Source organism: Shewanella sp. 125m-1, from assembly GCF_052977065.1.
The window spans coordinates 18,487-32,509 of the sequence record NZ_JBRILT010000017.1 but is presented as its reverse complement, the minus strand read 5'-3'; the positions used below and the strand labels follow the sequence as shown (position 1 = coordinate 32,509).

Here is a 14,023-nt window from a genome sequence, read left to right as displayed (position 1 = left end):
GCCCCTTTGTAGAGTCAATAATTAGCGTTATGTTTAACAGATTAAAAGTTAAACAGGCTAATAATTTAATCCCAGTTTAAGATAACTTTACCAGATTGGCCTGAACGCATTGCATCGAAACCTTGTTGGAACTCATCAATACTGTAATGGTGAGTGATGATTGGCGAGATATCTAGGCCTGATTGGATAAGACTGGCCATCTTGTACCAAGTCTCAAACATTTCACGGCCATAAATGCCTTTAATGATTAAGCCTTTAAAGATCACCTTGCTCCAATCGATAGCCATTTCGCCACCTGGAATACCTAGCATAGCAATCTTGCCGCCATGGTTCATGGTATCGAGCATAGAGTGGAATGCACTTGGCACACCTGACATCTCAAGACCAACATCAAAGCCTTCAGTCATGCCAAGTTCTTGCATTACATCTTCTAAGCTTTCTTTGGCAACGTTAACGGCGCGGGTAGCGCCCATTTTCTCTGCCAATTCTAGACGGTATTCGTTGACGTCAGTAATCACCACATGGCGCGCACCTACGTGACGACAAACGGCCGCAGCCATGATACCTATTGGACCTGCGCCCGTGATTAGCACGTCTTCACCGACTAGATCAAATGACAGTGCAGTGTGAACAGCGTTACCAAATGGATCGAAGATAGATGCTAAGTCATCCGAGATATCATCTGGGATTTTAAAGGCGTTAAAGGCCGGAATAACTAAGTACTCTGCAAAGGCACCTTCACGGTTTACACCCACACCAGAGGTGTTACGGCATAGGTGAGTACGTCCACCGCGGCAGTTACGGCAATGGCCGCAAGTGATATGGCCTTCGCCAGATACGCGATCGCCAATAGTAAAGCCACGAACCTCTTGGCCCATACCAACGACTTCGCCGACATATTCGTGACCAACAACCATAGGCACTGGAATCGTGTTTTGCGACCATTCGTCCCAGTTATAGATATGAACATCGGTACCACAAATAGCCGTTTTACGGATTTTAATCAGTAGATCGTTATGGCCCACTTCTGGCTTAGGCGCATCAACCATCCAGATGCCTTCTTCTGACTTTAACTTGCTCAGTGCTTTCATTTTATAACCTATTACAAGCTAGCGTTTGCAGCTTGCTAAATGTCATTCAAGAAGGGCTACATACGTAGCCCTACAGGTTTAATTTTAGCTGATAATGCCCATCTCTTTGGCGATACGGGTAAAGGCTTCAATCGCTTTGTCAATCTGCTCTTTAGTGTGGGCTGCAGACATTTGCGTACGAATACGTGCCTGGCCTTTTGGTACCACAGGGAAAGAGAAACCGATGACGTAGATGTTTTCAGTTAATAGACGGTTAGCAAAATCACCAGCCAGCTTTGCATCGCCAATCATCACAGGGATAATTGCATGGTCAGCCCCACCAAGGGTGAAGCCTGCAGCAGACATTTTTTCACGGAAGTAACGACTGTTTTCCCAAACCGCTTCACGTAGCGCTTGGCCAGACTTGAGCATTTCAAGTACGTGGATAGAGGCGGTGACGATTGAAGGGGCCAATGAGTTTGAGAATAGATAAGGGCGAGAACGTTGACGCAACCAGTCGATCACCTCTTTCTTACCTGAAGTGAATCCACCTGAAGCCCCACCAAGAGCCTTACCTAATGTGCCAGTGATAATGTCGACGCGGTCCATCACTTCACAATACTCGTGAGTACCACGACCTTCTTGACCAACAAAGCCCACAGCGTGTGAGTCATCAACCATGACCAGTGCGCCGTACTGGTCGGCCAGATCACACACACCTTTTAGGTTGGCGATAACGCCGTCCATTGAGAATACGCCGTCAGTGGCGATCATGATGTTGCGTGCGCCCGCTTCTTTAGCTGCTTTTAGCTGCGCTTCAAGATCGGCCATGTCGTTGTTGGCATAACGGAAACGCTTAGCTTTACAAAGACGCACACCATCGATGATAGAGGCGTGGTTTAGCGCGTCAGAAATAATGGCATCTTCGGCACTCAATAAGGTTTCAAACAGACCCGCGTTAGCATCGAAGCACGAAGAATAAAGAATGGTGTCTTCCATGCCTAAGAATTCGCTAAGGCTTGCCTCAAGTGTCTTATGGATATCTTGAGTTCCACAAATAAAGCGCACAGATGCCATGCCAAAACCGTGGGCATCGAGACCGCCTTGAGCAGCTTTGATGAGTTCTGGGTGATTGGCCAAGCCAAGGTAGTTATTGGCGCAAAAATTGATGACTTTATCGCCATTGACTTCAATTGCCGTTTGTTGAGGAGAAACAATGACGCGTTCGCTTTTATATAAGCCTTCGGCTTTTACGTCAGCAAGCTGTTGATTTATCTGGTTGTAGAATGAGGTCTTAGGCACCTTTATTCTCCTTAATTAGCATTATTTTGAGTATTGGAGTGGCGGCATTTTAACCTTAATTTACGCGGCTCTACAGCCTTTTTTTAAGGTATAGCAAGGGATTATTTAGATTAGGGGATAGCTTGAAGTAACATTAGATAAACTAATGCGTTACCTGTGGGTAACTTTTGCCGGTGGGTGGCGACAATTATGAGGCTATGCGGTGGTGATTTTTAGCGTATAGATTATGGCCTATACGCTTGATTTACTCACTTGAGGATTAAAGCATTTGCGAGCGGTAATGCTCTTCTAGCCTCACAAACGTGGCTTGCGAGCTTGGCGTTGCATAGGATTTAAACAGCATAATCACACGTAATAAACCTTCGTATAGCGACTCTTTAGTGATTGAGCCAATATTTGATTGGGTCTGAGTGAGTTTGTAGCTGATCCAGAAGCTGACTAGCATCTTAATTGTATCGGCCAGTGGTTTTATATCTTCTTGATGGACTGCTAGAAAGCCATCATGGTTTAGTTTTTCTAGTACACCCGTCGAGCGTGCCAATACGTCTTGCTGCGCCTTAAGATAACGATTTTTTAAGGTTTCATCGCGACTAAGGATGTCTGCAAGGTTGGCATACATAAAGCGAAACTGCCATAGGGTGTAAAACATCGCATCGAAGTAGCCAATTAACAGGTCAACATCAACCTCTTTATCGATATAAGGCTGAAAGCCTGATTCTAGGTGTTGCTCATAAAGGCTGAAGATTGAGCGAATGATGTCTTCTTTATTGCGAAAGTGATAATAAAGGTTACCGGGACTGATATTTAGGTGGGCGGCGATATGATTGGTTGTGATAGCTCTTTCGCCGTGTTCATTAAACAACTCTAAACTGGCTTGTACGATTTTGTCACGGGTCTTCATATTCATCCTAAATGATTAATATCCAGTATAATGGTTAAGTCGGCACGTAATAGGCTATTTAAGGGCCTTTCCTTGTGCGCCATCTTGTTTAAATCACACGAGTGTAATTACGTTAAGCTGCGACTATCATGTTAGCATTAGCTTAATTCTTCAAGTAAAACTCACGAAAGTACCCAATTTCATGAATCGCAGCCTTTATTCGATAGCCCTATACTTAATTAGTCCTCTATTGTTGGTTTACCTTGCTGTACGCGCCTTTAAAAGTAAGGACTACCGTGGCCGCTGGGCAGAGCGCTTCGGCTTTAAAAAATTAAATCGGACCGACCTCTTAGTCCATTCAGTATCAATGGGGGAGACCTTAGCGGCGATTCCGCTAATTAAACAGATCCAGCAGCAGCACCCTAAGCTAACTATTACCATTACCACAACTAGCCCAACAGGTTCTGCCGAGGTCACTCGCGCCTTTGGTGATAGTGTGCAGCACTGTTACTTGCCTTTTGATTTGGCATGGTGTGCCAAGCGTTTTGTAAAGCAAGTCGCACCTAAATACTGCATCATCATGGAAACAGAGCTTTGGCCAAACTTGATCCACTATCTCAAGCTATCGGGCGCTAACGTCCTATTAGCTAATGCGCGTTTGTCGCAAAAATCGGCAGATTCTTACCAAAAGTACCATAAACTCACAGCGCCTATGTTAAAGCAGCTCGATGCCATTGCGGCGCAGTCGCAGCAAGCGGCCGAGCGTTTTATCGCCTTAGGTGTAGCCAGTGACAAAGTAACAGTGTGTGGCAGTTTGAAGTTTGATATCAGTATTGATAAGCAGCGTATCGACAGCGCTAAATCATTACGTGAGCAATGGCTGGCGACCAATAAACCGGTATGGGTGGCAGGCTCTGTGCATCCTGGCGAGTTTGAGGCGTTAATTCAAGCCCATAAACAACTGCTAGCTTGCGACCCAGATGCGCTCATGGTGATGGTTCCTCGCCATCCTGAGCAGTTTGATGCGGCGGCACAAGCGATTAAGTCGGCAGGGTTAACTCTTGCACGGCGCAGTATTAGTGACCCGGTTTTAGGAAGTACACAGGTGTTGTTGGGTGACACTATGGGCGAGTTACTGACCTTTTATGGCGCCGCCGATCAAGCCTTTGTGGGTGGCTCGATTATTGTGCATGGCGGTCATAATCCGCTGGAACCTGCAGCAATGGGATTACCTGTGATGATGGGGCCACATTACCGTGACTTTAATGAGATCACTGAGTTACTCGAAGTGGCTGGTGGATTAAAAGTAGTTGCTTCATCTGAAGCGTTAGCACAAAACTTGATCCATTTATTCGAAGATAAAACAGCCTATAGTCAGGCGAGTGCAGCGGCAAAAGATGTTGTGGCACAAAACAGAGGCTCACTACAAAAGCAGATGGCCATGGTGGAGGCGTTTATTCACAGCAGGGCATAATATCTGTTAGAGCATAGCTTCAGTAAATATTTTGAGCTGACTAGGGCTGCTTGAGCTAAGAGCGATAACCAGAACGAATAGAGTGTAAAAAGGTCTGCAATTAATGCAGACCTTTTTTGATCCAACTAGACAATTGATTCAGCTAGATAATAGGTTGAGCTTGGCTTGATAGGCCTGATGCAGTTGCAGCCAATTTTCTTCGGTAAATGCCAGCGTTGCTAGTTTGCTTAGTTCTTTTCTAAAAGAACGTAGTAAGCGACTCATATTTGCTTGCTGCCATTGAGTATTTGGCTTTCTAAGTTCGCCACGGTCAAAGTCGATCAGGTAAAACTTGTCATCGCAGATAAGAATATTCTTTGCATTAAGATCGGCATGGTAAACACCGTGATGATGAAACTCAGCAATCGCTTCACCGAGAGTTTGCCACTGCTCAGTGGTCATAGTGGTTTTGCTCAGTCTCGCGACTAAGTCTTCAGCACCTTCGACTCGCTCTATGATTAAATCTGCACGATAGAATAGACCTGAGCGCTCGACGTTTGCCGCTATTGGCTTAGGCACTGCAAAGCCTTGCTGGTACAGGGTTTCTAATAAGGCGAGTTCTGCTACCGCGCGAGTTTTTTCTAAACCGGTAAATAGATATTGGTCACGGCTGATTTTTTCTATCAAACCACCACGATAGTAGTGGCGAAGCACCCACTGATTTTGTTCGCTAGCAATGCAACTCGCGTCGACGAACCAAGTGGTATAACGGCCTTTTGATGAGCCTGTTACTGCAGATTTTTCGCGCCAAAAATCGGCACCAAACCAAGTTGGTTCGATATCTTGTGGCGTATTGTGGCAATAAGCGATGCTGCCTTTGGCGGTTTTTTTAAACTTCATAGATAGAATTGTAAGCTAAAGCGTGGAACCTGCAGGCATTCTACATTAAGATCGGTAGATTGCGCCAAATAACCTTCGAGCACTAATGAGCTTATCTACTTCAAGTGACAATCAGAACGCTAAATCAAACAGCATAGATTTAAGCAATGCAGAGTCTTTATGCCTATTAAGGTTGTCAGCAATTGGTGATGTTTGCCATGCGGTGGCAATGGTGCAGGCGATTCAGCGTCGCTATCCACAACTAAAAATTACTTGGATCTTGGGTAAGATTGAATATCAACTGCTTAAGCATCTCGAAGAGGTGGAGTTTGTGATTTTTGATAAATCACAGGGCTGGCGCAGCTATTTTAATCTTAAGCATGCGTTAAAAGGTCGCAAGTTTGATGTGTTACTGCATATGCAGATCGCCCTGCGCGCGACGATTGCCTCATTAGCTATCTCTGCTAAAACTCGTATTGGCTTCGATCGCTTTAGAGCCAAAGAAGGCCAGTGGCTAGTGACAAACCACCATATTGAACCTCAGGCAACACCGCACGTTTTAGATGGTTTCATGGGCTTTGCCAAAGCCGTAGGCGTTACCGACATCGCTCCGCGTTGGAATATTCCAGTACCAGCAGCAGATACCGAATTTGCTCAAGCGCTTATTCCTGACGGAAGTAAAGTTATGGTTATTTGCGCGGCGGCGAGTAAGGCTGAGCGTAATTGGTTACCTGAACGCTATGCTGCTGTCGCTGACTATGCCGCAGAAAAAGGTTACCGAGTCATGCTATGCGGTGGACCTACGCCACTGGAGCGTGAGCTTGCTGAAAATATACAAGCAGCGGCAAAATCGACACTAGAAAACCAAGTGGGTAAAACCTCTTTATTGCAATTATTGGCGATACTCAAGCAAGCAAGTGTAGTATTGGCGCCGGATACCGGCCCAGCGCACATGGCGGTGACCCAAGGTACACCAGTGATTGGGCTATATGCCCATTCAAATCCTGGTCGCACAGGGCCCTATACTTGTTTGGACTCGGTGGTGAGTGTTTATGACCAAGTCATCACCGAGCAGAAGCAAGGTGAGATCCCTTGGGGCACAAGAGCTAAAGGTGAGCATTTGATGGCATTGATCAGTGTTGAACAAGTTATTGAGCAGTTAGATCCTTTGTTGCAACCCTCTGCCGGGTAATTTTTGTTAGTATGCCTACCAACCCAATGCTTCTTTGCAGTCTGATGAGTTGAGTCAATGACCCTAGCCTCTCCAAAATTTTTATTTGTACCTGTATCTTCAGCCGAAGGTATGGGGGAGTATATGCGCTCCTTGATCGTTGCAAATGAAGTTAAGCGCCGTTGGCCTAATGCGACAATTCAATTCATTTTGAGTCGTCACGCGCCTTATGCATCGACTTGCCCCTATCCAGCGGCACTTTTAGACGATACGCCGACAAAGAATATCAAAGCGGTCAATGATTTTATGTCATTCTTTCAACCCGACTTTGTCATCTTTGACGCATCGGGTCGCCGCTCTCAACTGACTCATGCCAATAAGTTGGGCGCGAAAGTTATTTTTCTGAGTCAACATAAGCGTAAGCGAAGTCGTGGCATGAAAGTATTGCGCGCACGAGTGACGGATAGTCATTGGGTCGTGCAACCTGAATTTGTTATTGGCCCCATTAGTTGGCTTGATCGTTTAAAGCTGAAGTTAATCGATAAGCCTGAGCCGACGGTTATTGGTCCCATATTTGTAAACCCCAATTCAGAGCGTCAAGCGGCGCTGTTAAAGGAATACAATCTAAGTGCAGGTGGATTCATTCTGCTCAATGCAGGGTCTGGTGGTCACACAAATAAGCAGGGCTATATTGTGGAAGAGTTTGCACGTGCCGCCGCTGATATCTATCAAGCGACAAGGATCCCGTGCGTTATGGTATATGGGCCAAACTACCCTAATACGATGTTTGATGCTGAAGGTGTTACAGCGATAGATGAGTTAAATCATGGTGATTTTATCGATCTGCTTGATGCTGCTAAAGTTGCCGTATTAAGTGGCGGCGACACTTTGTTGCAGGCTATAGCATTAAAGAAACCCACATTATCCGTAGCAGTATCGAAAGATCAGAACTATCGGCTTAAAGTCTGTAAAGAGCGTGGCTTAACCGTGTGCAGTGATAGTAATGCGGTGCTGATGTTAGCTGGGCTGACTGAATTAATTAGGGTGAAAAATCTAGCCAAACTAGAGAGTGCTTTAGCCCAGTGCAAATGCATTAATGGCCTAGATATAGGCATGGATATTATCACTGATTTATACCGAAAAAAATTTGGAGTTCAGTCATGAGAATTGCAATCGCTATTGATAGTTTAGCGGGCGGTGGTGCCGAAAAAGTCATGCTGACACTGGCTAAAGAGTTTACAGAATTAGGGCATGAGCCTCATTTCTTAGTCATGACTGACAATGTAGCTTTTGATATTCCAAGTAGTTTGCCCGTGCATGTTTGTTTTGCTAAAAATGATCGAGATTTTGATCGAGCATTTAGAACGAAGCATGCAGCTGCTCGATTAAAACATAAGATTGAGGAGATAGAGGCGGACGTTGGAAAGTTCGATCTATTTCTTTCTAATTTAGATAAAACCAATCGATTAATGATCAAAACTAAGGTTTCACCGCTGTTTGTGGTGGTACATGCCTCGGTTGAAGAGGAGTTGGCTCGATATGCAAAACAGGGCCCTTTTGCATACCTGAAGAAGCTTAAGGCTAAAAAGGCATTAAATGGCCAGCATTTAGTGACGGTATCTCAAGGTATTGCTGATGAGATTTTGCAGACTAAGCGTATCTGCCCAGCCTCTATCCAATGTATCTATAACCCCTTTGAATTCGTTGATATTAATGCGCTATCAGAACAAGAGGCGCAAGGGATCCCTAATAACGATTACTTGATCCATATTGGCCGATATGTGAAGCAGAAGCGTCATGACATTCTGTTTCAGTCCATTGCAGCAATGGAAAGCCAAATCCCGGTGGTGCTCTTATGTCACAACCCAAAAAAGGCACTAAAGGCCGCGAAGAAATTCGGTGTTGAGCATAGAGTGATTATTCCTGGGTTTCAGTCTAATCCATTCCCATGGATAAAAAGCGCCAAGGCATTAGTGTTAAGTTCAGATTTTGAAGGTTTGCCAACGGTTTTGATTGAATCATTAGCCTGTGGAACGCCAGTCGTCAGTACCGATTGTCCTCATGGGCCGAAGGAGATCATGACTGGAGAGTTAGCTAGATTTTTGGTTCCACGGCGTGATCCACAAGCGCTAGCTGATAAATTAGATGAAGTTTTAGTTTCACCGCCACAGTTGGCAGAAGTCGATATTTTAGCAAAAGTACAAGCGGCACGGATTGCTCAAGAATATTTGGCATTGGTTAAATAAACATTGAAGAGTTTGTGAGGGGAATTGTTGTGAGTGCAAACAACAAACGTTATCTATTATACATAGCGCAAAATTATTCATATGCCATGTTAAGGCCGTTGCAAGCTGTAATACAGGCGAGAGGCGATGAAGCCTGTTGGTTTCTAGAGGGCAATGAGGTCGATCCTGTCTTCTTGACTGCAACAGAGAAGCGATTGTTAACCATTGAAGAAGTTAAATCTTGGAAGCCTGATGCGGTATTCGTTCCTGGTAATGTGGTTCCCCGCTTTATTCCTGGGATTAAAGTCGGTGTATTTCATGGTTTTAACGCGGGAAAAATGAACCATAGAGGTCGTGAAGACCACTTTGAAATTCGTGATTGTTTCGATCTCTACTGCACTCAAGGGCCTGCAACGACGTTGCCTTTTGAAGAGCTTGCCGAAAAGTTTGGCACCTTTAAGGTTGCTGAAACAGGCTGGCCGACGCTGGATCCTATGTTTCAACAGGGCTTAGAGCGTCCCTATGATGTAGAGGGCGATTCCCGACCTGTTATACTTTTTTGTTCAACATTTTCTCGTAGTTTATCTTGTGCACCAGTAGTTTATGAGCAAATAAAAACATTGTCACAGCAAGGAAAGTGGCGTTGGTTGGTGCAGTTCCACCCCAAGATGAATCAAGATATTGTTGATAAATATAAAGCGCTTGAAAGTGATAATTTGACGTTTGTTGAAACGGATAATGTGTTACCGCTATTGAAAGCAGCAGATGTGATGTTATGCGACACCTCATCGATTTTGATTATGTTCCTGCTGCAGGGTAAACCTGTAGTGACGTTTAACAATCAGACCAATAGCTCCCATCTAGTTAATGTTGAAGCGCTTGAAGATATTGAGCCTGCGTTAGAAAAGGTGTTGAGTCGTCCGCCAGGACTCATGGCTGAAATTGAGCGGTATTGTGATGATATCCATCCCTTTCGAGATGGTCAGTCGAGTGAGCGGGTTCTCGCAGCAACTGAGAAGCTGATTGAAAATGGTATTGAAAATCTTAAGCCTAAACCGATGAATTTGTTGCGTCATCTTAAGATGCGCAAAAAGTTAGGTTATTGGAAGTTTAATTAGAATAAAGCAATTTGATGTTCTTAGGTTGGTGCTCAGTACTAAGTCGCATCAGTTGAGATCAGGTGAGTTAGAGAATGAAAGTTTTTGTTATTAGTTTAAAAACCTCTGTAGAGCGACATAAAAAGGTGACACAAGCCCTAAAAGAGGTTCCTTTTTCCTTTTTTGATGCTGAAAATATCAGAGAAGAACCACAGCATAGTATTTTTTCACTCTACGATAGTGGAAAGACTAAGAGATATAAGGGCTATGAGTTAACCATTCCTGAATTAGGGTGCTTTGCTAGCCACATCTCTTTATGGAAGCAGTGTCTTGCTGATAACGAGGTGTTTTTAATTCTGGAAGATAACTTAGAGTTATTTGGCGATCTAAAAAATCAGTTAGAAAATATTGAGTCATTAACGCACAAATATGGTGTTGTGAAATTGGGTAATGTTTTTGAAAGGAAATTTGCTGATATAGAGCCTATTGATGAACAGTACAAATTGATTTCAAACCTGAAAGGGGCATGTGGCACCTCGGCTTACGCTATAACTCCGCAAGCGGCCCTGAATTATTTAAATCAGGTCGATGGTTTTTTTGAGCCTGTAGATGACTTTATGGATAATGAATGGCGTACAAAGCAAACATTGTACAGTTACCATCCGAAACTCGTATCTAGAAGTACCGCTGCATCGGTGATTGGGCTGCGGAAAAATAAATCCAAATTAGGCTTATTAAATACCCTTTCGGTAGAGCTTTATCGATTATTGAAACAGTTTATGCAGCTAAAATATAATAGAAAGTATAAATAACTTCTATAGCTTTGACTGTAGTCAAGCGAACATCACTAATTAGGTTGTGGTCGCTTGACTATAGTTAAAATTCTAGCAATAGTTCTTTCTATCAAGTTGTTAGTTTAAATCGCATACATTTGCCAATTCCATGCAGACTTTTTTTGGTGTGTGAAATTCGTTTGCGTATAAATATGTTTCTCTTTTTAAGTTATCCATATTATTTATGTTATTCAAAATACTTTTTAACGCACTGTAGATGGAGTCTTCAGAAAAGGAAATGCTTACAATTGGAGTTTTTTTGATACCAAATGAGTTGCAATGTTTTTCATCTGCGGGGGCTAATACTATATGACCATGAAACATTGAGTAAATAGCATTCATGCCATAGCTATGGCACTTGCATTGGTCAATTGAAATGTCCACGTTATTAAATAAATTTAAATATTCAGATTGACTTAGCCTTTCAGGAGTGAAAATATTAACATTAGGGAATTCATTGTCTATTTTTTTTAGCGCAGACAATATGACATCGCTCCCTTTTACCTCTTTTCTATTAATTCCGTGCATGATGTTTATTTCAATTGGGTTTGTAACTTTGATCCTATCAATTTTGTTTGCATTGCAAGCTAACGGAATAACTTTTGTTAGCTTATTTTTAAACTTACTATGTTTCCAAGGTAACTCATAATCATACATTACAGGTATAATTTTAGTTGCAGCTTTGGCGCATAAATAGTTAATAAAAAAATCTCTACTCCTTTTAAAGTGCCTTTTGGAGTAAGAAACATCCTTGAAAACGAACTTGTCTAATAGCTTAGATTCTCCCGCTTTCATATATTCAACATCATCTCCACAGCAAAGTAAGAAGATTTTAATTCCTTTTAGTTTGAGTGCCAGTAAAATGAACAGACCTAAGAATTTAAATCTAAAGAAATATGGGTTCATTATGTAAACAACGTCAAACATTAAAAAGCTTGGGGTGAGCTTTATTATTTCAAGCATTTTTCCTATCTTGGATTTGGATCGTAGATACAGTTCAGAACTAATATTTTTCCAACTGTCACCATCTGGTGAAAATACAGATGCTTTGTAACCTAATTCATTAAAGCCCTCTGCCAAAGACTTCCCGTAACCACTATACTCACCATAAATTAATATTTTCATTACACACCTCGGTGAGTGATAACTAGTTGAAAGAGTTGATGATATTAATTATTTTTGAGATTTCTTTATCATTTAGTGTTGGAGATATCGGTAAACTCAATACATCATCATGAATAGACTCGGTTGTTGCAAGTTTTAAGTGATTATATTTCAAATAACATTTTTGCTTGTGCGGTGGAATTGGATAATGAATTACGGTTTGAATTCCATTGTTATTTAAATAACTTGAGAAGCGTTCTCGCTCATTTGTTTGGATGACAAATAAGTGAAATACATGCTGCTCTTCGACTTCCCATTTTGGAAGTTGAATCAGTGGATTTTTGATCCCCGCTAGAAACCGCTTGGCAATTTGCTTACGAATATTCGTTTCTTGATCTAAATATTTCAGCTTTACACATAGCATCGCAGCTTGAATTTCATCGAGCCTTGAGTTTACACCTTGATAAATATTTTCATATTTTTTGTGTGAACCATAATTACGCAATGCTTTTAAAGTTGTAGCAAGTTCATCATCATTTGTAGTAATTGCACCTGCGTCACCTAGTGCTCCTAAGTTTTTCCCTGGGTAAAAACTAAAACCAGCAGCATGCCCCCAATTACCTGCTTTTATACCGTCAATGCTTGCACCGTGAGCTTGTGCGCAGTCTTCTAGTACTAGTAACTTATGTTTTTCAGCAATTGCCATTAATTCTGGCATGGGTGAAATTAGACCATATAAGTGAACAGGTAATATAGCTTTTGTTTTTTCAGTAATCGCACTAGTTACATTTTCAGGTGACAAATTGTAGGTTAGTGGGTCAGGCTCAACAAAAACAGGTTTTAAATCATTTTCAGTAATTGCGAGAATAGAGGCAATGTAAGTATTAGCGGGGACGATTACTTCATCACCAGCTTGTAGTTTTCCTAGTTCTTTCCATGCCCTTAGCGTTAAAACTAAAGCATCTAAGCCATTTGCTACGCCGACAGCATGCTTGGTTCCACAATAATCAGCAAACCCCTTTTCAAATTGCTCAAGTTCTTGCCCCATAATATACCAGCCAGAGTCAATAACTCGGGCGCAAGCAGATTTTAGCTCATCAGAATATTGTGAATTAATATCTTTCAAACTTAGGAAGTTAATCATTTTGCACTCTCAATATAACGTATTATTTTTGCAGGGTTACCAATAGCAATAGCATTGTCAGGTATGTCTTTTGTGACAACACTACCCGCTCCAATCATACAGTTTTCACCTAATGTGATACCAGGTAATATTGTTGCATTTGCTCCAATTGAAGCACCTTTTAATACTTTGGTTTTTAGGAATTTTTCTGGATATTCTTTCGAACGGGGAAACTTGTCATTTGTGAAAGCTACACATGGCCCAATGAATACATTGTCCTCAATAACTATTCCATCCCACAGGTATACACCAGACTTGATTGTGACATTATTACCTATCACGACATCATTTTCGACTAATGTATGTGCGCAAATATTGCAGTTCTCACCAATCACAGCACCTGGCAGGATCACTGAATACTGCCAAATTCTTGATCCTTTACCAATACTTGTACTTTGAACGTCGCTTAATTTATGGATTTTCATGATGTTACTAGGCTCTTAAAAGTTTTATAATCTCGAATGTAATCATTCTCTGAGTAAGTTTGGCTAGCTAATACAATCAAAATGCAGTCTTGTGAGAAATCATGCATCTCGCGCCATTTATTGCTATTTATATATAAACCTTTCTGAGGACTGTTGAGTATCACTTCATCACGAGTATAGCCATCATCAAGTATAAATTTACAGCTTCCTTTTATACAGATTGCAACTTGTTCTAAATTTTTATGTGCATGAAATCCTCTTGATTCGTTTTCTCTAGTATTAAATATGTAATATATTCTTTTGATTTCAAAAGGGATGTTTTGAAATTGTTCCAGAGATACCAGACTTCCTCGCTCGTCACCGTGTATATTAAACTCAATTAAATTTATTAAACTCATTAA

14 protein-coding genes are annotated in these 14,023 nt (G+C 42.1%); 6 read left to right on the top strand and 8 right to left on the bottom strand.

The window, feature by feature from the left end; translation table 11 throughout:
* Positions 1-65 precede the first annotated feature (65 nt).
* The 3 genes from tdh to ACVBIK_RS09770 all read right to left on the bottom strand — a co-directional run bounded on the left by tdh (position 66) and on the right by ACVBIK_RS09770 (position 3,273).
* The gene (gene tdh / locus ACVBIK_RS09780; protein WP_447161037.1) at positions 66-1,091 is read right to left on the bottom strand and encodes an L-threonine 3-dehydrogenase; all 1,026 of its coding nucleotides are present in this window, start codon (positions 1,089-1,091) and stop codon (positions 66-68) included.
* Between the two features lie 84 nt (positions 1,092-1,175).
* Complete coding sequence (locus tag ACVBIK_RS09775; RefSeq protein WP_447161038.1) at positions 1,176-2,372, bottom strand: glycine C-acetyltransferase; 1,197 nt, start codon at positions 2,370-2,372, stop codon at positions 1,176-1,178.
* 259 nt (positions 2,373-2,631) lie between these two features.
* Complete coding sequence (locus ACVBIK_RS09770; RefSeq protein WP_447161039.1) at positions 2,632-3,273, bottom strand: TetR/AcrR family transcriptional regulator; 642 nt, start codon at positions 3,271-3,273, stop codon at positions 2,632-2,634.
* Between the two features lie 181 nt (positions 3,274-3,454).
* On the opposite strand from ACVBIK_RS09770, the gene waaA reads away from it, so the two are divergent.
* Positions 3,455-4,726, top strand: a complete 1,272-nt coding sequence (waaA, locus tag ACVBIK_RS09765) for a lipid IV(A) 3-deoxy-D-manno-octulosonic acid transferase (protein ID WP_447169575.1) — start codon at positions 3,455-3,457, stop codon at positions 4,724-4,726.
* A 138-nt stretch (positions 4,727-4,864) separates the two neighbouring features.
* On the opposite strand, the gene ACVBIK_RS09760 is transcribed toward waaA, so the two are convergent.
* Entirely contained in the window at positions 4,865-5,605 is a 741-nt protein-coding gene (locus ACVBIK_RS09760) for a 3-deoxy-D-manno-octulosonic acid kinase (RefSeq protein ID WP_447169574.1), read from the bottom strand.
* A gap of 208 nt (positions 5,606-5,813) precedes the next feature.
* Here ACVBIK_RS09760 and ACVBIK_RS09755 point away from each other — a divergent pair, with 208 nt between their 5' ends.
* The 5 genes from ACVBIK_RS09755 to ACVBIK_RS09735 all read left to right on the top strand — a co-directional run bounded on the left by ACVBIK_RS09755 (position 5,814) and on the right by ACVBIK_RS09735 (position 10,889).
* A complete protein-coding gene (locus ACVBIK_RS09755) occupies positions 5,814-6,776 on the top strand; it encodes a glycosyltransferase family 9 protein (protein ID WP_447169598.1) in 963 nt (320 codons plus the stop codon).
* Between the two features lie 57 nt (positions 6,777-6,833).
* The gene (locus tag ACVBIK_RS09750; RefSeq protein ID WP_447169573.1) at positions 6,834-7,919 is read left to right on the top strand and encodes a glycosyltransferase family 9 protein; all 1,086 of its coding nucleotides are present in this window, start codon (positions 6,834-6,836) and stop codon (positions 7,917-7,919) included.
* Positions 7,916-9,001, top strand: coding sequence for a glycosyltransferase (locus ACVBIK_RS09745; protein WP_447169572.1), 1,086 nt, complete (start codon positions 7,916-7,918; stop codon positions 8,999-9,001). The genes ACVBIK_RS09750 and ACVBIK_RS09745 overlap by 4 nt, the downstream gene beginning before the upstream one ends.
* 86 nt (positions 9,002-9,087) lie before the next feature.
* The gene (locus tag ACVBIK_RS09740) at positions 9,088-10,098 is read left to right on the top strand and encodes a CDP-glycerol glycerophosphotransferase family protein (protein ID WP_447169597.1); all 1,011 of its coding nucleotides are present in this window, start codon (positions 9,088-9,090) and stop codon (positions 10,096-10,098) included.
* Between the two features lie 74 nt (positions 10,099-10,172).
* Positions 10,173-10,889, top strand: a complete 717-nt coding sequence (locus ACVBIK_RS09735; protein WP_447169571.1) for a glycosyltransferase family 25 protein — start codon at positions 10,173-10,175, stop codon at positions 10,887-10,889.
* 99 nt (positions 10,890-10,988) lie between these two features.
* Here the strand turns inward: ACVBIK_RS09735 and ACVBIK_RS09730 are convergent, their stop codons facing one another.
* From ACVBIK_RS09730 to ACVBIK_RS09715, 4 genes are read right to left on the bottom strand one after another with little or no spacing between them, the layout of a single operon-like run.
* Positions 10,989-12,035, bottom strand: a complete 1,047-nt coding sequence (locus ACVBIK_RS09730; protein WP_447169570.1) for a hypothetical protein — start codon at positions 12,033-12,035, stop codon at positions 10,989-10,991.
* Between the two features lie 22 nt (positions 12,036-12,057).
* The gene (locus tag ACVBIK_RS09725; protein WP_447169569.1) at positions 12,058-13,158 is read right to left on the bottom strand and encodes a DegT/DnrJ/EryC1/StrS family aminotransferase; all 1,101 of its coding nucleotides are present in this window, start codon (positions 13,156-13,158) and stop codon (positions 12,058-12,060) included.
* Complete coding sequence (locus ACVBIK_RS09720; RefSeq protein WP_447169568.1) at positions 13,155-13,622, bottom strand: acyltransferase; 468 nt, start codon at positions 13,620-13,622, stop codon at positions 13,155-13,157. The genes ACVBIK_RS09725 and ACVBIK_RS09720 overlap by 4 nt, the downstream gene beginning before the upstream one ends.
* Positions 13,619-14,020 (bottom strand): sugar 3,4-ketoisomerase, encoded by a 402-nt coding sequence (locus ACVBIK_RS09715; protein WP_447169567.1) that lies wholly within the window; start codon positions 14,018-14,020, stop codon positions 13,619-13,621. Before ACVBIK_RS09715 ends, ACVBIK_RS09720 begins: the two co-directional genes overlap by 4 nt.
* Positions 14,021-14,023 lie beyond the last annotated feature (3 nt).